This is a genomic window from Roseateles sp. (assembly GCF_047654805.1).
Lineage (GTDB): Bacteria > Pseudomonadota > Gammaproteobacteria > Burkholderiales > Burkholderiaceae_C > Pelomonas.
In genome coordinates this window covers 204,910-227,989 of the sequence record NZ_JASGIV010000001.1, presented here as the reverse complement: position 1 = coordinate 227,989, position 23,080 = coordinate 204,910, and the positions used below count along the sequence as shown (strand labels likewise).

20 protein-coding genes are annotated in these 23,080 nt (G+C 68.2%); 10 read left to right on the top strand and 10 right to left on the bottom strand.

The genetic code is table 11. The features are described from left to right. The first annotated feature begins 12 nt into the window (after positions 1–12). Positions 13–1,296, top strand: coding sequence for a peptide MFS transporter (locus QM732_RS01045; protein WP_415654362.1), 1,284 nt, complete (start codon positions 13–15; stop codon positions 1,294–1,296). On the opposite strand, the gene QM732_RS01040 is transcribed toward QM732_RS01045, so the two are convergent. Then, positions 1,283–2,002, bottom strand: a complete 720-nt coding sequence (locus QM732_RS01040) for a helix-turn-helix domain-containing protein (RefSeq protein ID WP_415654361.1) — start codon at positions 2,000–2,002, stop codon at positions 1,283–1,285. The genes QM732_RS01045 and QM732_RS01040 overlap by 14 nt on opposite strands. A gap of 172 nt (positions 2,003–2,174) precedes the next feature. Between QM732_RS01040 and QM732_RS01035 the strand changes: the two genes are divergently transcribed. The 3 genes from QM732_RS01035 to QM732_RS01025 are packed head-to-tail and all read left to right on the top strand — an operon-like array spanning position 2,175 to position 7,906. Then, entirely contained in the window at positions 2,175–4,421 is a 2,247-nt protein-coding gene (locus QM732_RS01035; protein WP_415654360.1) for a TonB-dependent receptor, read from the top strand. A 13-nt stretch (positions 4,422–4,434) separates the two neighbouring features. Beyond that, the gene (locus QM732_RS01030) at positions 4,435–6,333 is read left to right on the top strand and encodes a serine hydrolase (RefSeq protein ID WP_415654359.1); all 1,899 of its coding nucleotides are present in this window, start codon (positions 4,435–4,437) and stop codon (positions 6,331–6,333) included. Positions 6,334–6,340: 7 nt separating this feature from the next. Beyond that, positions 6,341–7,906 (top strand): M81 family metallopeptidase, encoded by a 1,566-nt coding sequence (locus tag QM732_RS01025; RefSeq protein WP_415654358.1) that lies wholly within the window; start codon positions 6,341–6,343, stop codon positions 7,904–7,906. On the opposite strand, the gene QM732_RS01020 is transcribed toward QM732_RS01025, so the two are convergent. From QM732_RS01020 to QM732_RS01000, 5 genes are all read right to left on the bottom strand, one after another. Then, entirely contained in the window at positions 7,834–8,442 is a 609-nt protein-coding gene (locus tag QM732_RS01020; protein ID WP_415654357.1) for a GNAT family N-acetyltransferase, read from the bottom strand. The two genes, QM732_RS01025 and QM732_RS01020, sit on opposite strands and share 73 nt — an antisense overlap. Before the next feature lie 226 nt (positions 8,443–8,668). Then, positions 8,669–10,549 carry a molecular chaperone HtpG gene (htpG, locus tag QM732_RS01015; protein ID WP_415654356.1) on the bottom strand — a complete coding sequence of 627 codons (1,881 nt, stop codon included), beginning with the start codon at positions 10,547–10,549 and terminating at the stop codon, positions 8,669–8,671. 66 nt (positions 10,550–10,615) lie between these two features. Continuing rightward, positions 10,616–10,927: a hypothetical protein gene (locus QM732_RS01010; RefSeq protein ID WP_415654355.1), complete on the bottom strand. Its 312-nt coding sequence runs from the start codon at positions 10,925–10,927 to the stop codon at positions 10,616–10,618. A 13-nt stretch (positions 10,928–10,940) separates the two neighbouring features. Further along, on the bottom strand, positions 10,941–12,065 hold the full coding sequence (locus QM732_RS01005) for a 3-deoxy-7-phosphoheptulonate synthase (protein ID WP_415654354.1): 1,125 nt from the start codon (positions 12,063–12,065) through the stop codon (positions 10,941–10,943). Between the two features lie 221 nt (positions 12,066–12,286). Then, on the bottom strand, positions 12,287–13,210 hold the full coding sequence (locus QM732_RS01000) for a LysR substrate-binding domain-containing protein (RefSeq protein ID WP_415654353.1): 924 nt from the start codon (positions 13,208–13,210) through the stop codon (positions 12,287–12,289). Between the two features lie 96 nt (positions 13,211–13,306). Here QM732_RS01000 and metE point away from each other — a divergent pair, with 96 nt between their 5' ends. Beyond that, positions 13,307–15,634 (top strand): 5-methyltetrahydropteroyltriglutamate--homocysteine S-methyltransferase, encoded by a 2,328-nt coding sequence (gene metE / locus QM732_RS00995; RefSeq protein ID WP_415654352.1) that lies wholly within the window; start codon positions 13,307–13,309, stop codon positions 15,632–15,634. Next, positions 15,627–16,388, top strand: a complete 762-nt coding sequence (locus QM732_RS00990; protein ID WP_415654351.1) for an acyl-CoA thioesterase — start codon at positions 15,627–15,629, stop codon at positions 16,386–16,388. Before metE ends, QM732_RS00990 begins: the two co-directional genes overlap by 8 nt. Here the strand turns inward: QM732_RS00990 and tldD are convergent, their stop codons facing one another. Next, complete coding sequence (gene tldD, locus QM732_RS00985; RefSeq protein ID WP_415654350.1) at positions 16,389–17,852, bottom strand: metalloprotease TldD; 1,464 nt, start codon at positions 17,850–17,852, stop codon at positions 16,389–16,391. Positions 17,853–17,967: 115 nt separating this feature from the next. Here tldD and QM732_RS00980 point away from each other — a divergent pair, with 115 nt between their 5' ends. Then, positions 17,968–18,321 (top strand): hypothetical protein, encoded by a 354-nt coding sequence (locus QM732_RS00980; protein ID WP_415654349.1) that lies wholly within the window; start codon positions 17,968–17,970, stop codon positions 18,319–18,321. 21 nt (positions 18,322–18,342) lie between these two features. On the opposite strand, the gene rsmI is transcribed toward QM732_RS00980, so the two are convergent. After that, on the bottom strand, positions 18,343–19,269 hold the full coding sequence (rsmI, locus tag QM732_RS00975; RefSeq protein ID WP_415654348.1) for a 16S rRNA (cytidine(1402)-2'-O)-methyltransferase: 927 nt from the start codon (positions 19,267–19,269) through the stop codon (positions 18,343–18,345). 47 nt (positions 19,270–19,316) lie between these two features. Here rsmI and QM732_RS00970 point away from each other — a divergent pair, with 47 nt between their 5' ends. From QM732_RS00970 to QM732_RS00960, 3 genes are read left to right on the top strand one after another with little or no spacing between them, the layout of a single operon-like run. After that, the gene (locus tag QM732_RS00970; RefSeq protein ID WP_415654347.1) at positions 19,317–19,532 is read left to right on the top strand and encodes a hypothetical protein; all 216 of its coding nucleotides are present in this window, start codon (positions 19,317–19,319) and stop codon (positions 19,530–19,532) included. Between the two features lie 29 nt (positions 19,533–19,561). Further along, positions 19,562–20,140 carry an SIS domain-containing protein gene (locus tag QM732_RS00965; RefSeq protein WP_415654346.1) on the top strand — a complete coding sequence of 193 codons (579 nt, stop codon included), beginning with the start codon at positions 19,562–19,564 and terminating at the stop codon, positions 20,138–20,140. Between the two features lie 19 nt (positions 20,141–20,159). After that, positions 20,160–20,771, top strand: a complete 612-nt coding sequence (locus QM732_RS00960) for a BON domain-containing protein (protein WP_415654345.1) — start codon at positions 20,160–20,162, stop codon at positions 20,769–20,771. Positions 20,772–20,994: 223 nt separating this feature from the next. Here QM732_RS00960 and QM732_RS00955 read toward each other — a convergent pair whose 3' ends face one another. Then, a complete protein-coding gene (locus QM732_RS00955) occupies positions 20,995–21,885 on the bottom strand; it encodes an NAD(P)-dependent oxidoreductase (RefSeq protein ID WP_415654344.1) in 891 nt (296 codons plus the stop codon). Between the two features lie 5 nt (positions 21,886–21,890). Next, on the bottom strand, positions 21,891–23,027 hold the full coding sequence (locus QM732_RS00950; protein WP_415654343.1) for a PilT/PilU family type 4a pilus ATPase: 1,137 nt from the start codon (positions 23,025–23,027) through the stop codon (positions 21,891–21,893). Between the last annotated feature and the right edge of the window lie 53 nt (positions 23,028–23,080).

Below are 23,080 nucleotides of genomic sequence, written 5' to 3'. Positions count from 1 at the left end.
AAAGGAGATCGAGTGGACGCTTCCCTGCAACCCCGAGCATCTGCGCAGTGGTTCGGCCAGCCGCGCGGCCTGGTGGTGCTGTTCCTGACCGAGATGTGGGAGAAGTTCTCCTTCTACGGCATGAAGGCGCTGCTGATCTACTACATGATCCGGCACCTGCAGCTCCCACAGGCCGACGCCTCGCTGATCTACGGCGCGTACACCGGTGGCGTCTACCTGACACCCATCTTCGGCGGCTACATCGCGGACCGCTGGCTGGGGAGGCGGCGCGCCATCCTCATCGGCGGCTCGCTGATGGCGCTGGGCCACTTCACACTGGCCTTCGAGTCAGCCTTCTTTCCCGCCTTGCTGCTGATCGCTCTGGGCAACGGCCTCTTCCTGCCCAACCTGCCCAGCCAGGTGGGCGACCTCTACGACGAGAAGGACCCGCGCCGCGGCGGCTCGTACAACGTCTACTACGTCGGCGTGAACCTGGGCGCGCTGCTGGCACCGCTGGTGTGCGGCACCCTGGGCGAGGTCTACGGCTGGCATGTGGGCTTCGGCGCCGCGGGCATCGGCATGTGCGTGGGCCTGGCCATCTACGTGCTGGGCGCACGCCATCTGCCGCCGGACCGGCCGCGCCCGGTAGAGGCACCCGCCGCCCCTGCGGTGCGCCGCTCCACCGGCGCCTTCCTGCCGTTGCTGCTGGTGGGCCTGGCCGTCGTTGTCTTTCGCAGCGGCTACGAGCAAAGCGGCAACACGCTGGCCGTCTGGGCCGAGACCGGCGTGGACCGCGCGCTGTGGGGCACCACAGTGCCGGTCACGTGGATGCAGTCGCTCAATCCACTCTTCGTCTTCCTGTTCACACCCTTCGTGATCGCAGGCTGGCGCCGCGCGGCGGAGCGCGGGCGGGAGCCGTCATCGCTGACGAAGATGTCGCTGGGCGCGGCCGGTGTGGCGCTGTCCTATCTGATGCTGGCGCTGCTGGCCGCCACGCACGGCAATGCGCCGGTGAGCATGTTGTGGGTGGTGGCCTTTTTCGTGGTCTACACGCTGGCTGAGCTCTACATCCTCCCAGTGGGCCTGGGCCTGTTCGCACGGCTGGCGCCAAAGGGGATGGGAGCCACCATCATTGCGGCCTGGTTCCTTGCCTCGTTCGGCGGCAACCTGCTGTCGGGCGTCGTGGGCCGTCACCTGGAGTCGCTGGGCGCGGCAGGCTTCTTCGTCGTCCTTGGCGTCATCACCGGCGCAGCAGCAGCAGCACTGTTTGCCCTGCGCCCCCTGCTGCAGCGCGTGGAAGCGTCTAGAGCCGCGTAGGCTTTGCCTTCGGCCGGGCCCCAGCCCGCACCGCCTTGGCCGGGGCCGCCGGCTGCGGCACCACCAGGCGCTGCGAGGCCTCGACAAAGTGCTGGGTCATCACGTCACCGTGGCCGCTACGCGGTGCGCAGGTGGCCACCAGCCTGCAGGTGCCTTCAGACGCTTTCAGATAGGCGTGGCCCATCTCGCTGTCGAAGAAGATGGAGTCGCCCGGCTTCAGGATGACCGGCGCATACAGCTCCGAGTGGAAAGCCACGTCCCCCTCGATGACGAAGGCGAACTCCTCGCCGGGATGGCGGATCAGGTCGCCGAACTCGGCCTTGAACTCATCCAACGTGCGCGCCCGCACCTCGGCGATCAGCGGCGTGAAGCGCTTGTTCAGCAACTCAGCCGCGAGATAGGTCTGCTTGTAGCTCCGGGTGTCGACGACCTGGCCGTCACCCGCCCGGTGCACGACGCGTCGCCCTCCGCCACTGGGCGCGGCGCGCGCGCCTTGCGCGTCATGCAGCAATTCCGCCATGTCCACGCCCAGCCCACGGCTGAGCAGCATCAGCTTGTCGTAGGACAGCGAGACGTTGCCTTTTTCCAGTTTGGACAACGTGGACACCGCCATCCCCGTGCGTTCGCCCACCTGTGCCAAGGTCAGGCCGAGCCGCTTGCGGACGCTGCGGATGTGGTCGCCGGGAGAGGGGGTGGAGCTGGCCATGTCTCTGTGGAGAGGGTGTCGATTCATCTTAGGTCATGCCTGCCTTCGGGCCTCCTGCTCGCTTGTCCTGAGCCATATCTTCATTTCATCTAAGGTTTACACCAATGGGAAATATTTTTCCAAAATAGAAACTTTGCTCATCAAGCAACCAACCCCTGATCCAGGAGATGCCATGAGCCGGTCCACCCACTTCGCTCCTCTCGGCACGCCGCCCGAACGCCCCCGATGCCACAAGCGTCGCAAGCTCGCGGCCTTGATCGCGCCCGGCCTGGCCGCGCTCTGCGCGGGGCCACTGTGGGCACAGTCCCAGGCAGCCGCGGCCTCCGACACCAGGGCCGACGTCGAGAAGCTCGATGTCGTGACCGTCACGGCCACACGCCGCCGTGAGCCGGTGCGCGACGTGCCGCTGCGCGTGGAGACACTGGGTGCCGAGAACATGGAGCGCGCGGGCGCAGCGTCGCTGAGCGACTACGTGGGCGGCCTGCCCGGCGTGGACGTGAAGACGTCCGGCGGCCCCGGTCGCGGCGCGGTGACCATGCGTGGCGTCAGCGTCGGCGAACAGCAGATCGCGACGGTGGGCATGTACGTGGACGAGGTGGCCTTCGGCTCCAGTAGCGCCTTCGTCGGAGGCGCCAACACGGCGCTGGACCTGTCGCTGCTGGACCTGCGCCACATCGAGGTGCTGCGCGGGCCGCAAGGCACGCTGTACGGTGCGGGTGCCATGGGCGGCCTGCTGAAGTACGTGACCCACGAGCCCGACAGCTCGCAGTTCTCCGGAAAGCTGGGCGTGGGCCTGCGCAGCGCCAGGAGTGGCGCACTGGGCCACACCGAACATGCAGTACTCAACGTGCCGCTGAGCCAGGACGTGGCGGCCCTGCGCGTGTCGGCATTCAATGATCATGAGGGCGGCTACATCAAGTCCGTCGGCAAGGCCGCGGGCGAGCACATCAACGACGGCAACACGCGCGGCGCGCGGATCTCGGTGCTGATCGAGCCCGTGTCCAGGATGAAGCTGCGCCTGGCCCATACGCAGCAGGAGATCCAGCGCAACGGCCTGAACGTCGTCGAGTACGACACCGCCAAGGGCCAGCCCGTCTACGGCGACATGACTCGCCATCTCGACACGGGCGAGGCCTACAAGACCAAGACCCGGCTGAGTTCGGCCGACTTCGAATACGACTTCAGCTGGGCACGCCTCAACGCCATCGCGTCAACGCAACGCCTGGACAGCGCCACCGGTCAGGATGCGACGGCTCTGCTGGGCAACAACCCGGCCTTCGACTTCGTCGCGCTGGACAACGCCTATGGCCTGCGCAAGCAGACGCAGGAGCTGCGCCTGACCTCGGCGCGAGGCACCCTCGAGTGGCTGGTGGGTTACTACCACACCAAGGAGCGGGGCCACGTCGGCCAGCGCCTGTGGGCGCAGGTGGCGGGCGGCGGCGGCGAGATGACGCTCACCACCACCGGGCAGCCCTCGGAGTACCGCGAGCGCGCGTTCTACGGCGACCTGACCTGGAACGTCGATACGACCTGGTCGCTGACCCTTGGCGCCCGCGTCGCCAAGAACGAGCAGGTCTACACCGTCTTCATCAACGAGCAGCTGAGCTCCTCGGCGCCCAGCGAAGACACCGCCAAGACCTATCTCGCCACGCTGCGCTATGCGATCGACAAGCAGAGCAACGTCTACTTCCGCGCCGCCAGCGGCTACCGGCCCGGTGGCCCGAACTCGCCGGCCATCGACGCCAACGGCCAGGTCATTCCAGGCACGCCGACCACCTTCGGCCACGACACGCTGTGGAGCTACGAGCTTGGCTACAAGGCCGATCTGCTGGACAAGCGCCTGAGCCTTGAGGCGGCCCTGTTCAACATCGAGTGGAACGACCTGCAGCAACCCAAGGCGGTGGGCGCCAGCACCATCGTCGTCAACGCCGGCAAGGCACGCGTGCGCGGCCTGGAGTTCGCGGCGCGCTACAAGCTTGACGCCCACTGGAACCTGGACGGCAGCTTTGCCTGGACTGCACCGAAGCTGACCGAGGACGCCCCTGCCCTCGGCCCCGCCGGCTCACGCATGCCCAACACCGCCCGGCTGGCCTACACGCTGGGTCTGCGCTACGCCTATGACCTGGCCCACTACCCCTCCTACGCCGGCCTCGGCGTGCGGCGCGTGGGTCAGCGCAACGCGGGCTTCGACACGGTGGGCAGCTCGGTACCCAACTTCAGCCAGCCGGCCTACACGCTGGTGGACGCGCAATGGGGTATGGAGATTGGCCGCTGGCAGCTCTCCGCCTTCATCCGCAACCTGACCGACAAGCGCGCCATCCTGGCTGCCGACACGGCACTGACCGCGTTCGGCCTGCCGCTGAACGTCACCACGGCGGCCCCGCGCACGGTGGGCGCCAACCTGACCCTGAACTTCTGACGCAGGAACCCACATGAAGCAGCTGTTCGCAAGCCTGCGCGCCCTCGCGCTGGCCGCCATGGTCGGCGCCCTCCCGACCGCCAATGCCCAACCCAGGCCGGCCACGGCCCTCACCGCCGTCGATGCCGAAGCCTTCATCGACGGCCTGATGCCCAGCGCGCTGCGTGCCGCGCGCGTGCCGGGCGCCGTAGTCGTCGTCGTCAAGGACGGCCAGCCCTTGCTGCAAAAGGGCTATGGCTTGGCGGACTGGGACAGGAACATCCCCGTAGACCCGCACAAGACCCTCTTCCGGCCCGGCTCGGTGTCCAAGCTGTTCACGTGGACGGCCGTGATGCAGCTCGTCGAGCAAGGCAAGCTGGACCTGGATGCCGACCTCAACCAGTACCTGGACTTCACCATACCGGGGCGCAACGGCAAGGCGCTGACGCTGCGCCACGTGATGACGCACACGACCGGCTTCGAGGAAACGGCGCGCGACCTGCTGACCTATGACACGCCGGGGCCTGATCTCGGCCGCGTGCTCAAGGGCTACATCCCGCCCTATGTCTACGACCCGGGCAGCACGCCCGGCTACTCCAACTACGCAACCGCCCTGGCGGGCTACATCGTGCAGCGCGTCAGCGGCAAGCCCTTCGACGACTATATGGACCAGCAGGTCTTCGGGCCGCTGGGCATGAGGCAGTCCACATTCCGCCAACCGCTGCCCGACGCCCTCAAGAGTCAGATGTCGCAGGGCTACATGACCCAGGACGACAAGCCCAAGGGCTTCGAGGTCATCAGCATGCCACCCGCCGGCAGCATGTCATCCACCGGTGCCGACATGGGCCGCTTCATGCTGGCCTTCCTGCAGCAGGGCCGGCTGGGCGACTCGCAGGTCCTCAAGCCCGAGACGGTCAAGCTGATGCACGGCCAGCTCACGCGGCCACTGCCGGGTCTGTCGGGCATCGGCCTGGGCTTCTACGAGCAGAACATCAACGGCCACCGAGTGCTGGCCCACGGCGGCGACACGGTGCTCTTTCACAGTGACCTGCTGCTGTTCGTGGACGAGGGGATCGGCCTCTATGTGTCGGTCAACGCCGCGGGACACGAGCGCCAGGGTGCCTGGCTGCGCGACAAGCTGTTCGAGGCCTTCGCCGACCGCTACCTGCCCGACCAGCGCCCGGCCACCAAGCCGGAGGTCGACGAAGCCACGGCCAGGCTGCATGCACAGCAGATGGCCGGCGCCTACCGCAACACGCGCCGCGAGGACTCGACCTGGCTGTCGGTGCTGCAACTGCTGAGCCCGCTGAAGGTACAGGCCCTGGAGGATGGCCGCCTGTCCATCGACCTGGCCGGCGCGCGCAGCACCTACCGCGAGGTGAGGCCCTATCTCTGGGAGGAAGAACACGGCAAGCGCCGCCTGCAGGCAGTCGTCGAGAACGGCAAGGTCAAGCACTGGGGGCTGGAGCCCTTCGTGTTCGCCTTCATCTTCGAGCCCGTCCCCTTCATGGCCAGCCCGACCGTGCTGGCCCTGACGGGCCTGGCCGTCGTCACGCTGCTGGTGACCGCGCTGCTGTGGCCTGTGGCCGCCGTGCTGCGGCGCCGCCATCATGTGGCCGTGCCGCCCGCCCGCCAGGTCACCTGGGTGCGGGGCGCCAGCGTGCTGGCCCTGGTGGCTCTGGGCCTCTGGGGCTGGGTCGTGGCCTTGCTGGAAAGCCTTGGCGACGCGTCGGTGCTGCTGCCCATGGCGCAACTGGCGATGGCGGTATCCGCCATCGGCGGCCTGATCGCCGCAGGCCTGCATGCCCGCCAAGTGCTCAAGCTCGGCGACAGGTGGAGCCAGGCGCTGGCGGTCGCCTGGGTGCTGGCCTTTGCGGTGCTGCTGATCGTGGCGCTCAGCCACCACCTGATCGGCTTCAACCAGAACTACTGAGGCCGACATGAACGACAGGCCCATGCGGCTCTTCCTTGGCGGGCTGGTGCACGAGACCAGCAGCTTCTCGCCGCTGCCCACCAGCGTGCAGTCCTTCCACGAGGGGGTGCTGATACGGCGCAGCGACCCGCGCGCCCTGCAGCAGATCGCGGCGCAACCCAACCTGGTGGGCGTCATCGCCGCGGCGGCACGCCATGGCGACACGCTGTTGCCGGGGCTGTACGCCCAGGCCCAGCCCTCGGGCCCGCTCTCCCGCACCGACTATGAGCGGCTGCGTGACGAGTTGCTGGCAGACCTGCGCGCCGCACTCAGCCTGGGCGCGGTGGACGCCGTGTTGCTGGAGCTGCACGGCGCCATGCTGGCCGAGGGCTATCCCGACTGCGAGGGTGACCTGCTGCAACGCATGCGGGCACTGGTCGGGTCGTCCATCCCCATCGGCGCCCTGCTGGACCTGCACTGCAACCTCAGCCCGGCCATGGTGGAGTCCGGCGCGATGCTGGTGGCCTGCAAGGAGTACCCGCACATCGACTACGGCGCCCGCGGGGAGGAACTTCACGCCATGCTGAGGGCGATGGTCCGCGGCGAGCCCGCCCTGAAAGCCCAGTGGCGACGCGTGCCCATGCTCGGCATCTTCGGCACGACCCGGCCGCCGATGCGCGACTTCGTGCAACGCTTGCAGTCCTGCGAACAGACCGTGCCGGGCGTGGTCTCGGTGTCAGCGCTGCACGGCTTTCCCTGGTCGGACACGCCGCACACCAGCGCGGCCGTGCTGGTACTGGCCCAGGACACGCCGGCGGCTGCCAAGGCGGCCACGCAGCTGCTTGGCGAGCTCTCCGAGGCTTTCTACGACCTGCGCGAGCGGGCCAGCGCCAACCGGCTGCCGCTGCCCGCGGCGCTGGATGAGGCCATCGAGGCGATGCAGTCCGCGGACGGCCGCCCCGTCGTGCTGGCCGATACATCCGACAACGCTGGCGGCGGCGCGGCCGGTGACAGCACCTTCGTGCTGCGCGAGTTGCTGCAGCGCGGCGTCCGCGACGTGGCCCTGGGGATGATCTGGGACCCGCAGGCGGTGGCGATCGCCACCTCGGCCGGCTCCGGGGCGCGGCTGCCGCTGCGCATCGGCGGCAAGGTGGGTCCGATGTCGGGTGACCCAGTAGACCTCGACGTCGAGGTCCTGGCCTGCCGTACCGACGCCCGCCAGCGCAGCCTGACACCGGGCGGCACAGATCCCCTCGGCCCCGCGGTGGCGGTACGCGCCCAGGGGATAGACATCGTGCTCAACAGCATCCGCCAGCAGGTCTTCTCGCCCGAGTGCTTCACGGAGCTGGGCATCGACCCCGTTGCCAGGCGGCTGGTCGTCGTGAAGTCGACCCAGCATTTCCGCTCGGGCTTCGACGCGATGGCCGCAGCCGTGGTGTACGCCGACGCGCCGGGCAGCCTGCAGTCCGACCTGGGACGCCTGCCCTACAAGCACCTGCCCCGGCCGGTCTGGCCGCTGGATCAGGCCGTGAAGGCCACCACTTCGGGCTCGTTGCGGGGCAACGTCGCCCAGCGGTCGGCACCCAGTTCGTAAAGCAGTGCCGCCGCGCTGCCAGGGCCGTCGGCCAGCGCGCCCTTGAGGCGCAGGCCCAGGCCCTCAAGCGTCTTGCGCGTGGGCGCGTTGTTGGGCAGCACCGCGGCAACGATGGCACCCTCATGGCGCTGCTCGAACGCCTGGCAGATCGCGTACTGGGACATTTCCGACGCCAGCCCGCGGCCCCAGGCCTGGGGCGTGATGCGGTAGTAGAGGTAGAGGCCCGTATGGCCGGCCACGCTACGGTGCATCAGCCCGCCGAAGCCGATGAGCTGGTCGGGCTGCTCGCGCTCTGCGATGGCCCAATGGCCGAAGCCGTAGGCCTGCCAATGAGCAATCCAGCATTGCAGCTGCGCCTCGATCGCCGCCGCGCCCTGCGGCGTGGCTGCGGCGCAGAAACGGTTCACGGCAGGATCGGCATGCAACGCCGACAGAGTGTCCAGATCACTGCCCCGTGGCGGGCGCAGCACCAGGCGGCGGGTGACCATGGCTGCCGGCACGGCGGCGACGGGCTCGCTGAACTCAATCTGGACCATGAAGCGCGAAACTCGGTAAAAACCCTAGGAGGGTAGCCGCGAGCTGGCCGGGGCGGAAGCCCAATTGCGGGGGAGTTGTAGCAAATCCGTAACAAAACCACGTAAAGAACGTGTTCAGGGCCTGCTCCCGCCGGGGTCGGGACAGGCCAGCGCACCGCGCCGGACGCCCCTGAAGCGCGATCGGCCCGGCATCGCCTCGCGACGCCGGGCCGGCCCCGATGGGATCTCAGCCGGTCAGCAGCGCGTTGACGCGGCGGACATAGGCGGCCGGGTCTTCAAGATGGCCGCCCTCGGCCAGCACGGCCTGGTCGAACAGCACCTGGGCCAGGTCGTCGAAGTGAGCGCTGCCCTCAAGCTGCCTCACCAGTGCATGCTCGGCGTTGATCTCCAGCGTGGGCTTGCTTTCGGGTGCGTTCTGGCCGGCCTGCTTCAAGAGGCGGGCCAGGTGGCCGCTCATGTCGCCTTCCTCCACGACGATGCAGGCAGGCGAATCAACCAGGCGGGTCGTCACGCGCACGTCCTTGGCCCGCTCCTTCAGTGCTTCCTTGAGCTTGTCCAGCAGGGGCTTCAGGCTTTCGGCGGTCTCTTCGGCCTTCTTCTTCTCGTCCTCGTCCTGCAACTTGCCGAGATCCACGGCGCCCTTGGCAACGGACTGCAACTGCTTGCCGTCGAACTCGTAGAGGTGGGACAGCATCCATTCGTCGACGCGGTCCACCAGCAGCAGCACCTCGATGCCCTTCTTGCGGAAGATCTCAAGTTGCGGACTGTGCTTGGCAGCGGCCAGCGAATCGGCGGTGATGTAGTAGATGACGTCCTGGCCGTCCTTCATGCGGGCGACGTAGTCCGCCAGGCTGACGTTCCCGTCGGCATGCGTGGACGCGAAGCGGAACAGCTTGGCCAGGCGTTCCTGGTTCTGATGGTCTTCGCCGATGCCTTCCTTCAATACTTGGCCGAAATCGGTCCAGAAGGCGGCGTACTTGTCCTTGTCGGCCTGCTCCTCGCTGTTGGCCAGGCTCTCCAGCATCCCCAGCACGCGCTTGGTGGACCCCTCGCGGATGGCCTTCACGTCACGGCTTTCCTGCAGCAGCTCCCGGGAAACGTTCAGCGGCAGATCGGCCGAATCGATGACGCCCTTGACGAAGCGCAGGTAGACCGGCATCAGCGCCTCGGCGTCGTCCATGATGAAGACGCGCTTCACGTAGAGCTTCACGCCGCCGCGCTTGTCACGATTCCACAGGTCGAAGGGGGCCTTCTGCGGGATGTAGAGCAGCTGCGTGTACTCGCTACGCCCCTCCACGCGGTTGTGCGTGTAGGCCAGCGGCGCCTCGCTGTCGTGGCTGATCTGCTTGTAGAACTCCTCGTACTGCTCGGACGTGATGTCGCTCTTGCTGCGGCTCCACAGCGCGGAAGCCTTGTTGACGGGCTCCCACTCATCGGTGACGACCTGCTTGGCGGCCTCCGCGTCCCATGTCTCTTTCTTCATCAGGATGGGCAGCGAGATGTGGTCGCTGTACTTGCTGATGGTGGACTTGACGCGCCAGGTCTTCAGGAACTCTTCCTCTCCTTCGCGCAGGTGCAGGATGACGTCGGTGCCACGGCCGGCCTTGGTGATGGTCTCGATCTCGTACTCGCCGGTGCCCTCGCTGCTCCAGCGCACGCCCTGGTCAGCGGGCAGGCCGGCGCGGCGGGTCTCGACGGTGATGCGGTCGGCGACGATGAAGCCCGAATAGAAGCCCACGCCGAACTGGCCGATGAGCTGGGCGTCCTTCTTCTGGTCGCCCTCCAGCTTGGCCATGAACTCGCGTGTACCGCTCTTGGCGATGGTGCCCAGGTGGGCCGCAGCCTCGTCGGCGCTCATGCCGATGCCGTTGTCGCTGATGGTCAGCGTCTTGGCATCCTCGTCAAAGCTGACACGCACCTCCAGGCCGGGCGCGTCCTCGAACAGCCCCGCGTTGTCCAGTGCCTCAAAGCGCAGCTTGTCGCAGGCATCGCTGGCGTTGGACACCAGCTCGCGCAGGAAGATCTCCTTGTTGGAGTACAGCGAGTGCGTGACGAGGTGCAGGATCTGCTTGACTTCAGCCTGGAAGGCGTGGGTTTGCTTGGTCATGGCGGGTGGGTTCAGAAAGCGCAACGCGGCCGAAGTGGGGCCGCGCCTGCAGGTTTCAAGTCGGGGTTAGTAGGACACGGCCAGCCGGGGCACGTCGACCTTGACGAGCGCCTTGGACAGCGCGCCGGCCGCCGCGCGGGCGTAGTCCAGCGCCCAGGCCGGGTCGGCAAAGCCGGCCGGGCCGGCCGCGGCGGCGACCTGGATCAGCTTGTCGGCCAGCAGTACCTTGCCCGAGCCGCGCAGCGGCTCGCACTCCAGGCGCACGAAGGCCTCGTCCAGCCAGCGGCGAGCGGCATCGAAGCTCAGCACCTCGGCGCCGTCGAGCTCGATGTCGACAGGCGCGCCGGTCTCGAAGATGACAGTGATCCGGGCTTGCATGACCCGGATTGTGTCAGCGCCTGGCCTTCACCGCCTGAGACAGCACCTCCAGCACATCCAGCGAGGCGTCCCAGCCCAGGCAAGCATCGGTGATGCTCTTGCCGTACTCGAGCGCGGTCGGGTCGTCCTTGCCCGGCGTGAACTTCTGTGCGCCATCGTTCAGGTGGCTTTCCACCATCACGCCGAAGATGCTGCGGCTGCCGTCGCGCAACTGGCCGGCGATGTCGCGCGCCACGTCCAGCTGGCGCTGGTGCTGCTTGCTGGAATTGGCGTGCGAGCAGTCCACCATCAGGCGCTGCGGCAGCTTGGACTTCTCCAGGTCGGCGCAGGCCGCGGCCACATGCTGGGCGTCGTAGTTGGGCGTCTTGCCGCCGCGCAAGATGACGTGGCAGTCGGCATTGCCGCGCGTCTCGACGATGGAGACCTGCCCGTTCTTGTGCACCGACAGGAAATGGTGGCCGCGCGCCGCGGCCTGAATGGCGTCGGTGGCGATCTTGATGTTGCCGTCGGTGCCGTTCTTGAAGCCGATAGGCGCCGACAAGCCCGAGGCCAGCTCTCGGTGCACCTGGCTCTCGGTGGTGCGCGCGCCAATGGCGCCCCAGGCGATCAGGTCACCGATGTACTGCGGCGAGATGACGTCCAGGAACTCGCTGCCGGCCGGCACGCCCAGGCGGTTGATCTCCAGCAGCAACTGGCGCGCGATGCGCAGGCCCTCGTCGATGCGGTAGCTCTCGTCCAGATAGGGATCGTTGATGAGCCCTTTCCAGCCCACCGTGGTACGCGGCTTCTCGAAGTAGACCCGCATGACGATCTCCAGCGTGTCGGCGTACTTCTCGCGCTGGGCCTTCAATCGGCGGGCGTACTCGATGGCGGCATTGGGGTCGTGGATGGAGCAGGGGCCGATGACCACCAGCAGCCGGTCATCCTCGCCGCCCATGATCTTGCGGATGCGCTGGCGCGTCTGGCTGACCAGGCCCTCCATCGCCGTACCGCGGATGGGGAAGAAGCGGATCAGGTGCTCCGGCGGTGGCAGCGGCGTGATGTCCAGGATGCGCTCGTCATCGGTGGCGCTGGTCTTGTCGTCCTGGGAGTACCAGCGCTGGGCTTCGGGTTCGACGGAAGAGACTTTGGCGTTCATCTTTTGCACCTCGGAAATGAAAAAACCGCCGGGCTTTGGAGGCCCGGCGGTTCGTAGGGAGTTCTCTGTTCAGCGCGCGCGCTCAGGACTCTCCACCGCCGGGGCGGGGAAAAAACCAAAAGCGAAAGCAGGAAGCGGCGCGGAACATGGGGACGAAATCTAGCACGCCGGCCAGCGCACGGCTTCGGCGCGGCACAAAGCAGCCATCGCGAGACGCGACGTCACAACAGGCGCACCCCCGCCAGATTCAGCAGCGAGGTCTCGCGCATGATTCGCACAAAGTCGGCCAGGAAGGGCTTGGCGGCCAGGCTCCCGGTGCTGACTGCGTAGAGGCGCCCCGTCAGCCCCCCCTCGCCGATGCGCTGGCGCGCGACGTAGCCTCGCGCCAAGTAGCCCTCCACCGCCCACAGTGGCAGCGCTGCAATGCCCCGACCGCTGGCCACCAGTTGCAGCATGGCCACCGTCAGCTCGCTGGTGCGGCGCGGCGGCGTGATGCCCGCGGGCCGCAGCACGCCGCGCACGAGGTCCAGCATGTCGTCGGGCACGGGATAGGTGATCAGCGTGTGGTCGGCGAAGTCCCGCGCTTCGAGCCAGGGCAAGGTCAGCAGCGCATGGCCCTTCGGCAGCAGCGCGACGATCTCGAAGCTGAACAGCGGGTGCACGACGACACCGGCCTCTTCGGCGTCCACGTCCGACACGATGGCCAGCTCGGCGCGCCCCTGGTGCAGCAGGCCCACCGGGTCGGCCTGGAAGCCGGAGACGATGTCGAGCTCCACCTCTGGCCAGCGCTCCCGGAACGCGTCCATCGCCGGCATCAGCCAGTCGAAGCAGGTGTGACACTCCACGGCAATGCGCAGCTGGCCGGCCGATCCGTCCACAAGGCGGCGCACGTCGCGGTCGGCTTCATCGACCTGGGGCAGCACCTGGTCGGCCAGCTTGAGCAACCGCTGCCCCGCAACGCCGAACACCAGCGGGTTGCTCTTGCGCGCGAACAGCTCGGCGCCGTAGTGCTCCTCCAGGCCCTTGAGCTGATGGGACAGGGCCGACTGCGTCAGGTTCAGCAACTGCGCGGCACGCGACAGGTTGCCAGCCTCGCGCAGGGCGGCCAACGTCCGCAGGTGACGAAGCTCCAACGGCGTCTGCATGAATGAAACTCGTGATGATTCAAAAAACGTTTCGTTTGAATCATAGCCATGGATTGCAGATCATCACGAATCGATTTCAGCATTGTTCGATTCATCATGATCAAGACTCATATCCTCGGCTTCCCCCGCATGGGCGAGCAGCGCGAGCTGAAGACGGCGCTCGAGCGCCACTGGCGCGGCGAGCTCGGCGCCGACGCGCTGGAGGCACAGGCCGCCGGGCTGCGCGCCCGCCACTGGACGCTGCAGCGGCAGGCCGGCCTGGACCACGTCACCGTCGGCGACTTCGCCCTCTACGACCATGTCGCCCACCTGATCCAGCTGTTCGGCTGCGAGCCGCGCCGCTTCGGCTTCACTGGGGAGGAAACACTGCTGCAGCGCTACTTCGCGATGGCCCGCGGCACCGCCACCCACGCCCACTGCGAGGCCTGCGGCTGCGGTGCCGCGTCGGGCGCGGGCGCGCCGGCTCTGGAGATGACGAAATGGTTCGATACCAACTACCACTACCTCGTGCCCGAGTTCGACAGCACCACGCGCTTCAGCCTCCACCCAGAGCGCCTGCTCGCCGAAGTCGATGAGGCCATCGCCCTGCCCGCCAGCCCCAAGGTCGCGCTGCTCGGACCGGTGAGCTTCCTCCATCTGGGCAAGAGCAAGGAGGAGGGCTTCGACCGTCTCTCGCTCCTCGAGCAGTTGCTGCCGGCCTATGAGGCCCTGTTGACCCGGCTCGCCGCCCGCGGTGTGACCTGGGTTCAGCTGGACGAGCCCATCCTCGGCCTTGACCTGCCCCCCGCCTGGCAGGCTGCGTTGCGCCAGGCCTACACCCGCCTCGCGCGCAACGGGCAGCACCTGCTGCTGGCCACCTATTTCTCGCCGCTGGCCGACAACCTGGCCCTCGCCTGCGAGCTGCCCGTGGCCGGACTGCACGTGGACGCCGTACGCGCGCCGGGCGAGCTGCTGGACGTGGCCCGGCGGCTGCCGCTGGAGCGCGAGCTGTCGGTCGGCATCGTCGACGGCCGCAACATCTGGCGCAGCGACCTCGACGCCGCGCTGTCCACGCTGCGCCAGGTGCGGGAGCTGCGCGGCGGGCGGTTGTGGGTGGCGACTTCATGCTCGCTGCTGCACGTGCCCATCAGCCTGCGACACGATCAGGCGCTGGACACCGAACTGCGCAGCTGGCTGGCAGGCGCCACCGAGAAGCTGGACGAGCTGCGCGTGCTCAAGCGTGCGCTCTGGAATGACGAGAGCGGTGTGGCCAACGAACTGGCCGAATCTCGAGTCGCTCGCGCAGCTCGCACCGGCAGCCCGCGCGTGCGCAACGGCACCGTCGCGGCCCGCGTGGCCGCGATGCCGGCAGACGCCGACCGGCGCCGCGCCCCATTCCCCGCCCGCCAGGCCGCGCAGCGCCGCCGCCTGCGCCTGCCGGCCTTCCCGACAACCACCATCGGCTCCTTCCCGCAGACGCCGGAGATCCGCGCGGCCCGCGCCGCCTTCAAGCGCGGCCAGTTGCCGCAGGCCGACTATCACCTGGCCATGCAACGCGAGATCGAACTGGCCGTGCGCAAGCAGGAGACGCTGGGGCTGGACGTGCTGGTGCACGGCGAAGCCGAGCGCAACGACATGGTGGAGTACTTCGGCGAGCAGCTCGACGGCTTCGCCTTCACGGCCAACGGCTGGGTCCAGAGCTATGGCTCGCGCTGCGTGAAACCGCCTGTGCTGTTCGGCGACGTCTCTCGCCCCCGGGCCATGACGGTGGCCTGGACCACGTTCGCCCAGGGCCTGACCGACAAACCCATGAAGGGCATGCTGACCGGCCCCATCACCATCCTGCAATGGTCCTTCGTGCGCGACGACCAGCCACGCGCCGACACCGCGCTGCAGATCGCGCTAGCCATCCGCGACGAGGTGGCCGACCTGGAGGCTGCCGGCATCGCCGTCATCCAGATCGACGAGCCTGCCATCCGCGAAGGCCTTCCGCTGCGCCGCGCCGCATGGGGCGGCTACCTCGCCTGGGCCACGCGCGCCTTCCGCGTGGCTGCCGGCCCGGTCCGCGACGACACGCAGATCCACACTCACATGTGCTATTCGGAATTCAACGACATCCTGCCCGAGATCGCCGCGATGGACGCCGACGTCATCACCATCGAGACCAGTCGCTCCGACATGGAGCTGCTGCGCGGATTCGGCGATTTCCGCTACCCGAACGAGATCGGCCCTGGCGTCTACGACATCCATTCGCCACGCGTTCCGGATGCCGCGGAGATGGTGCGCCTGCTGAACAAGGCCGCGGAGGTCATCCCCGCCGAACAGCTCTGGGTCAACCCCGACTGCGGGCTCAAGACGCGCGGCTGGCCGGAGACCGAGGCCGCGCTGCGGCGGATGGTGGACGCGGCGAAATCGATGCGCAGCCTGGCACAGCGTCATGAATGAAGCCCTCTCGCAGGGCGCGGGACCTGACCTGGTCGTTGTCGACATGGTCTGGCCCGACCAGTCGAACCATCACGGCACGCTGTTCGGCGGCGCGGCGCTGTCGATGCTCGACCGCGTGGCTTTCATCGTCGGCAGCAAGTCCCTGCGGGGCTCCGTCGTGACGGCCGCCGTGGGCAGGCTGAACTTTGCCGCTCCCGCCCCCGCCGGTCACCTGGTCGAATGCCGAGCCAGCATCCTGCACAAGGGCCGGCGTTCCGTCACGGTGGATACAAGCCTGATCGCCGAAGACCTGTTGACGGGCGCACGCACCGAATGCCTGACAGGCGAGTTCGTCATGGTGCGGCAGACGGCCGCGCCGGACGACGCAGAGCCGGCCGGCGCCGCGGCGGCTCCTGGCGTGCCACCGGCGCTGGGGCCTGGGCAAGCCTGCACCCTGGTAGCCGAGATCGTGTTTCCCGGCCACGTCAACCATCGCGACGTACTGCATGGTGGCCCCGCCATGGCTTGGATGGCCAAGGCCGGCTTCGTGGCCGCCACACGAGCCGTGCGCCGCACCGTCGTGATGGCAGGCAGCGAGCAGCTGGATTTCAAGGCATCAGCTCACGTGGGCGATGTCGTCGAGGTCATGGCCCGCGTGGTGGGCACCGGCCGGCGTTCGGTACGCGTGCAGACGGACATGTGGGCCGAATCGGCCAAGACCGGCGAGAGGCGCTTGTGCACCTCGGCAAGGCTGACCTATGTGGCGGTAGCCTGATCAGGCCGTTCCGCCCACCGTCAATCCATCGATGCGCAGCGTCGGCTGGCCCACACCCACCGGCACGCTCTGGCCTTCCTTGCCGCAGACCCCCACGCCGGTGTCCAGCGCCATGTCGTTGCCGATCATGCTGACGCGCGTCAGCGCGTCCGGGCCGTTGCCGATGATGGTGGCGCCCTTGACCGGGTACTGGATCCTGCCGTTCTCGACCCAGTAGGCCTCGCTCGCCGAGAACACGAACTTGCCGCTGGTGATGTCGACCTGGCCGCCGCCGAAATTGGTGGCGTACAGGCCCTTCTTGATGGACGCCACGATCTCCTGGGGGTCGTCCTTGCCGCCGAGCATGTAGGTGTTGGTCATGCGCGGCATGGGCACGTGGGCATAGCTCTCGCGGCGGCCGTTGCCGGTGGGGGCTGTCTTCATCAGCCGCGCGTTCATCGCGTCCTGGATGTAGCCCTTCAGGATGCCGTCCTCGATGAGCACGTTGCGCTGGCTGGCTGCACCCTCGTCGTCCACGTTCAGCGAGCCGCGGCGGTCGGGGAGGGTGCCGTCATCCAGCACCGTGACGCCCTTGGCAGCGACCCGCTGGCCGATGCGGCCGGAGAAGGCGCTCGAGCCCTTGCGATTGAAATCACCCTCCAGGCCGTGGCCCACGGCTTCGTGCAGCAGAACGCCTGGCCAGCCGGGCCCAAGCACCACGGTCATCTCGCCGGCCGGCGCCGGGCGGCTGTCCAGGTTCGTCAGCGCCGCGTGCACGGCCTGCTCGACGTAGCTGGCGATCATCTCGTCGGTGAAATAGGCCAGGCCGAAGCGCCCGCCGCCACCGCCCGAGCCCACCTCGCGGCGACCGTTGCTCTCGGCAATGACGGTCAGCGACAGCCGCACCAGCGGACGCACGTCTGCCGCCAGCGTGCCGTCGGCGCGGGCTATCAGCACCACCTCGTGCTCGGCAGCCAGGCCGGCCATGACCTGGGCCACGCGCGGGTCCTTGGCGCGGGCCATCTTCTCGGCGCGCTCCAACAGCGCGACCTTGGCGGCGCTGTCCAGGCTGGCGATAGGGTCGGCCACGCCATACAGCTCGCGGCTGCCGGCCACACGGCCCTGGGAGGGCACCTTGACCTTGCGGCTCTGGCCGGCCGCGGCGATGGTACGCACCGTGCGGGCCGCATCGAGCAGCGACTCCAGCGAGATGTCGTCCGAATAGGCGAAGGCCGTCTTCTCACCCGCCACGGCACGCACGCCGACGCCCTGGTCGATGCTGAAGCTGCCACTCTTGACGATGCCCTCCTCGAGGCTCCATCCCTCGGCTCGCGTGGTCTGGAAGTACAGGTCGGCATCATCGACGCGGTGTTCGGTGATGAGACGCAACGCCTGCGACAGCGATGCCTCGCTGAGACCGAAGGGCTCCAGCAGTTGCGAGCGGGCGGTGGCCAGGCGGGCCAGGGTGGGTTCGACGGCGATCATGGGCCGATTCTAGGAAGCCATCGCGGACATGCTTCTTTACTCGGGCCATGTCGTCGGTTGTTACAAGGGCTTCGTTGTGGACGAGCTTGCAACCCGACACCACCAGGAGTCCTCGATGAAGACCTCTCGCAAAGCCCTGATCGCCCTGCTCGCCCTGGCCGGGGCGAGCGCCTTCGCCCAGGCGCCCGCAGCCTCCGCACCCGGCACCAACACCCCGCGCATCGACAAGCGCGAAGCTCGCCAGCAGGCCCGTATTGCACAGGGTGCGGAGAACGGCAGCCTGACGCCGCGCGAGACCCAGCGCCTGGAGAAGGAGCAGGCACGCATCGACAACGCCGAGTCCAAGGCCAAGTCCGACGGCACGGTAACGGCCAAGGAACGCCGTCGCCTGACCGCGATGCAGGACGGCGCCAGCCGCGACATCCACCGCAAGCGCCACAACGCCCGCGCCGCCAGCGCGCCGGGCTGAACCCGCCGCCAAGGGCGGCCTTCAGTGCACGTCGTCGCCGCTGCGCTTCAGCTCGAGGCCGGCCTCGTAGAGCCGGTTGCGCGGTGCGCCGCTGATCTGCGCCGTCAGCGCGACGGCCTGCTTCAGCGGCAGCTCTGTCGCCAACAGTCCCAGCACGCGCAGCGCCTCGGCCGGCAGGTCGCCCTGCGCCGCGGCCTGCGCAGCGCGGGCATGTAGCACCAGCACGAACTCGCCCCGCTGGCGCTGGGCGTCGGCCGCGAGCCACCCGGGCAGCGTCGCCGCCGCGGCCGTGTACACGGTCTCGAACTGCTTGGTCAATTCGCGACAGACCGTCACGCGACGCTCGGGCGCCAGTTCGGCCAGCAGCGCGATCAGGTCCTCAATGCGATGCGGGGCCTCGAAGACCACTTGGCTCTGGGCCTCGGCCGCCAGCAGGGCCTGGAGCGCCACACGGCGTTCGCCCCCCTTGGTTGGCAGGAAACCGGCGAAGGCGAAGCCCTGCGCCGCCGTGTCGCCCGCGACGCTGAGGGCCGTCACCGCGCTGCTGGGCCCAGGCAGCGGCAGCACGCGGTGGCCGGCGGCCACCACCTCTTGCACGAGCACGGCGCCGGGGTCGGAGATGGCCGGCGTGCCGGCATCGGATGCATAGGCGACACGCTCGCCTGCAGCCAGCCGCGCCAGCACCTGGGCGCTGGCCTCGCGCTCGTTGTGCTGGTGCAGCGCGATCAGCGGTTTGTGCAACCCCAGATGGCGCAGCAGCGCGCCGCCCTGGCGGGTGTCTTCACAGGCCAGCGCATCCACAAGGCCCAGCGCGTGGATGACGCGCAGGCTGAGGTCAGCAAGATTGCCGATGGGCGTCGCGACGAGATAGAGCGTGGCGGACGGGTACTGCTGGCCGCCGGCCGCGGCCTGAGCGGCCTGGCGAAGCAGGGAGGCGTCAATGTTCAACGGAAGCTCTCGTTCAAGGCGTGCCGAGACGGGCTCGGCGGGCGAGGATGCAGCACCGACCCATCTGCAGCGCGCGGGCCTGCGCCTTCCCGAGCCGAATTATCGAGTCGCCGCCGGTCGAGGAGCTGCGCCGCCTCGTCTACGCGCCCGGCATTACCCGGCACAAGCCGGCGCGCCACGCCAGCCCGTCCTGCCGCCTCGACGCCATCCGCGCCGACGACGAGGCCCTCACCGGGCTGCAAGCGACGCTTGGAGCGGGTTAACCTCGGGTTGACCCTATCATTCGCGCCGCATGATTGAACAACGCATCCAGCAGCAGTTCTTCGAGAGCGCCGACCTGCTCTACCAGGCCGCCGAGCAGTTGGCCCGCCCGCTGGCGATGGCCGCGCAAATGGTGGTGGACGCCATCACCGGCGGCAACCGCATCCTCTGCGCGGCCCAGGGCCTGGCGAGCATGGAGGCGGACTACCTGGCCGCCCGCCTGGCGGGCCGCTTCGAGCAGGAACGCCCCGGCCTGGCCGCCTGGAGCCTGGCCGCCCAGGCCCGCGACGCCGCCGGCCTGGATCTCGCCCGCCTGCTCCAGGCCCATGGCCACCCGGGAGACGTACTGGTCATGATCGAGCCGCTGCGCGAGCAGCGCGACGCCTGGCAGCCGGCCCTCGCGGTGGCCCATGCACAGGAGATGAGCATCATCGCGCTGACGGCCCAGCCGCCCGGCGCGACGGATGAATGGCGCGGCCTGCTGCAGGACACCGACATCCAGATCCGTGTCAGCCACGGGCGCGAGCCGCGCGTTGTCGAAGCCCAGCGCGTGCTGCTGCATGCGCTGGCCGATGCCGTCGACCTGCAATTGCTCGGCAGCGACGAATAACCTTCCAGATGGGATCCCGATGAAGAAGTTCACCCTCACCCTGACTGCCGCCGTCTTCGCCGGCACGCTGGCCACCGGCTGCGCGCCGCTGCTGATCGGTGGCGCGATGGTCGGCACGGTGCAGGTCGCCACTGACCGCCGCACCTCGGCCACTCAACTGGAAGACCAGACCATCGAGCTCAAGGCCGGCGCGCGCATCCGCGAGCAACTGGGCGACCGTGTCCACATCAACGTCAACAGCTACAACCGCGTCGCGCTGGTCACCGGCGAGGCCCGCAACGAAGCGGACCGCGCTGAGGTGGAGCGCATCGTCGGCGGCGTCGAGAACGTCACCAAGGTCATGAACGAGGTGGCCGTCACGATGCACAGCTCGCTGAGCACCCGCTCCAACGACGTGGTCATCCAGGGCAAGATCAAGGCCAAGCTCATCGACGCGCGCGACCTGTTGAGCAACGCCTTCTACGTTGTGGTCGAGCGCGGCGAGGCATTCCTGATGGGCCGCGTGACCGAGCGCGAGGCCGACCGCGCGACCGAGATCGCACGTCAGGTCGGCGGCGTGAAGAAGGTGGTGCGGGCGTTCGAGATCATCAGTGAGGAAGAGCTCGCCCGCATCACGCCGAAGAAGCAATGACCCCTCGCCCAGCGCTTCAGCGCTGGGCGGCCTAGACCTGCGTCCCCGGAACCGCTGCCCGTCAGCTGACACATGCTGTCCATCGAGCGCCATGTGTCCGGCCTCAGTCACCGAGAGGGCGAGAGGGCGAGAGGGCGCCGATGCTCGCGGAGGCAAAGGCCCGCTCGCACATCGGCTCAAGCACGCACCGGCAGCGACGCGGTGGTGCGCTTGGCTGGAGCGCTCAAAGACGCTTGATCAGCGACGAGGTGTCCCAGCGGTTGCCACCCAGCGCCTGCACGTCGGCGTAGAACTGGTCAACAAGCGCCGTCAGCGGCAGGCGGGAGCCGTTGCGGCGGGCCTCGTCGAGCACCAGGCCGAGATCCTTGCGCATCCAATCGACCGCGAAGCCGAAGTCGAACTTGTCTTCGACCATGGTCTTGCCACGGTTGTCCATCTGCCAGCTCTGGGCCGCACCCTTGCCGATGACCTCCAGCACCTGAACCATGTCCAGGCCCGCGTTCTGGCCGAAGCGCACGGCCTCGGACAGCCCCTGGACGACGCCTGCGATGCAGATCTGGTTGACCATCTTGGCCAGCTGGCCCGAGCCGGGGCCGCCCAGCAGCGTCACCGCCCTGGCAAACGCCATCGCGATGGGTCTGGCGATCTCGAACGGCGCCGCGTCGCCACCGCACATGACGGTCAGCGCACCGTTGACGGCACCGGCCTGGCCACCCGATACCGGCGCATCGATGAAGGCTACGCCACGCCGGGCGGCTTCGGCATGCAGCTCGCGGGCCACGGCCGCCGAGGCGGTGGTGTGATCCACGAAGACGGCCCCCGAGGTCATGCCGGCCAGTGCGCCGGCTTCGCCCAGCACGACCGAACGCAGATCGTCGTCGTTGCCCACGCAGCAGAACACGAGCTCCGCGCCCTTGACGGCCTCCGCCGGCGTCGCCGCGAAGGCACCACCGTACTCCTTCACCCACGCCTCGGCCTTGGCCGCTGTGCGGTTGTAGACGGTGACCTGGTGGCCGGCGCGTGCCAGATGGCCGGCCATGGGATGGCCCATGACGCCCAGGCCCAGGAAGGCAACACGGCGGGGAGGAACAGGGTCGTAGCTGCGGGTACTCATGTTGCTCAAAGAATGGTCAGATGTTCGGTGCCGGACGACAGGTCTCCGGAGCGGGCGCGCTCGCTGTTGAGCTTGATCTGCAGGCGCAGGTCGTTGACCGAGTCGGCGTTGCGCAGCGCATCTTCGTAGGTGACTTTGCCCGCTTCGTAAAGGTCGAACAGCGCCTGGTCGAAGGTCTGCATGCCCTGCTCGCGCGAGCGCTTCATCAGCTCCTTGATCTCGCTGATCTCACCCTTGAAGATCAGGTCGGAGATCAGCGGCGAGTTCAGCAGGATCTCCACCGCCGCGACGCGGCCCTTGCCCTCGCGGCGCGGCAGCAGGCGCTGGGAAATCAGTGCCCGCAAGTTCAGTGACAGATCCATCAGCAGCTGCTGGCGGCGGTCTTCGGGAAAGAAGTTAATGATGCGGTCCAGCGCCTGATTGGCGCTGTTGGCGTGCAGTGTGGCCATGCACAGGTGGCCGGTCTCGGCGAAGGCGACCGCATGTTCCATGGTCTCGCGGTCGCGCAGTTCGCCCATCAGGATGACGTCAGGCGCCTGGCGCAGCGAGTTCTTCAGCGCGGCCTCCCAACTGTCGGTATCCAGGCCCAGCTCGCGCTGGGTGACGATGCAGTTTTTGTGCGGGTGCACGAACTCGATCGGGTCCTCGATGGTCACGATGTGCCCGTAGGTCGTCTCGTTACGCTCGTCGATCATGGCTGCCAGCGAGGTGCTCTTGCCCGAACCCGTGGCGCCGACGACGATGACCAGGCCGCGCTTGTGCTGCACCACCTCGCGCAGCACGACGGGCAGGTCCAGCGAGGCGATGGTGGGCAGCGTGGATGGGATGGTCCGCAGCACCAGGCCGACCTGGCCCTGCTGCAAGAAGGCGTTCACGCGGAAGCGCCCGATGCCGTGCGGCGAGATCGCGAAATTGCACTCCTTGGTGCGCTCGAACTCGGCGGCCTGCTTGTCGTTCATGATGGAACGGGCTAGTTGCAGCGTGTGCTGGCCGGTCAGCGGCTGCGGCGAGACCTTGGTGAGCTTGCCGTCGACCTTGATGGCCGGCGGAAACTCGGCGGTCAGGAACAGGTCGGAACCCTTGCGCGACAGCATCAGCCGCAGCAGGTCGTTGATGAATTTCGAGGCCTGGTCGCGTTCCATGGTTGATCCAATGCGAATGACTGCCGTATTCGGGCCGAGCGCCGGGCCGCTCC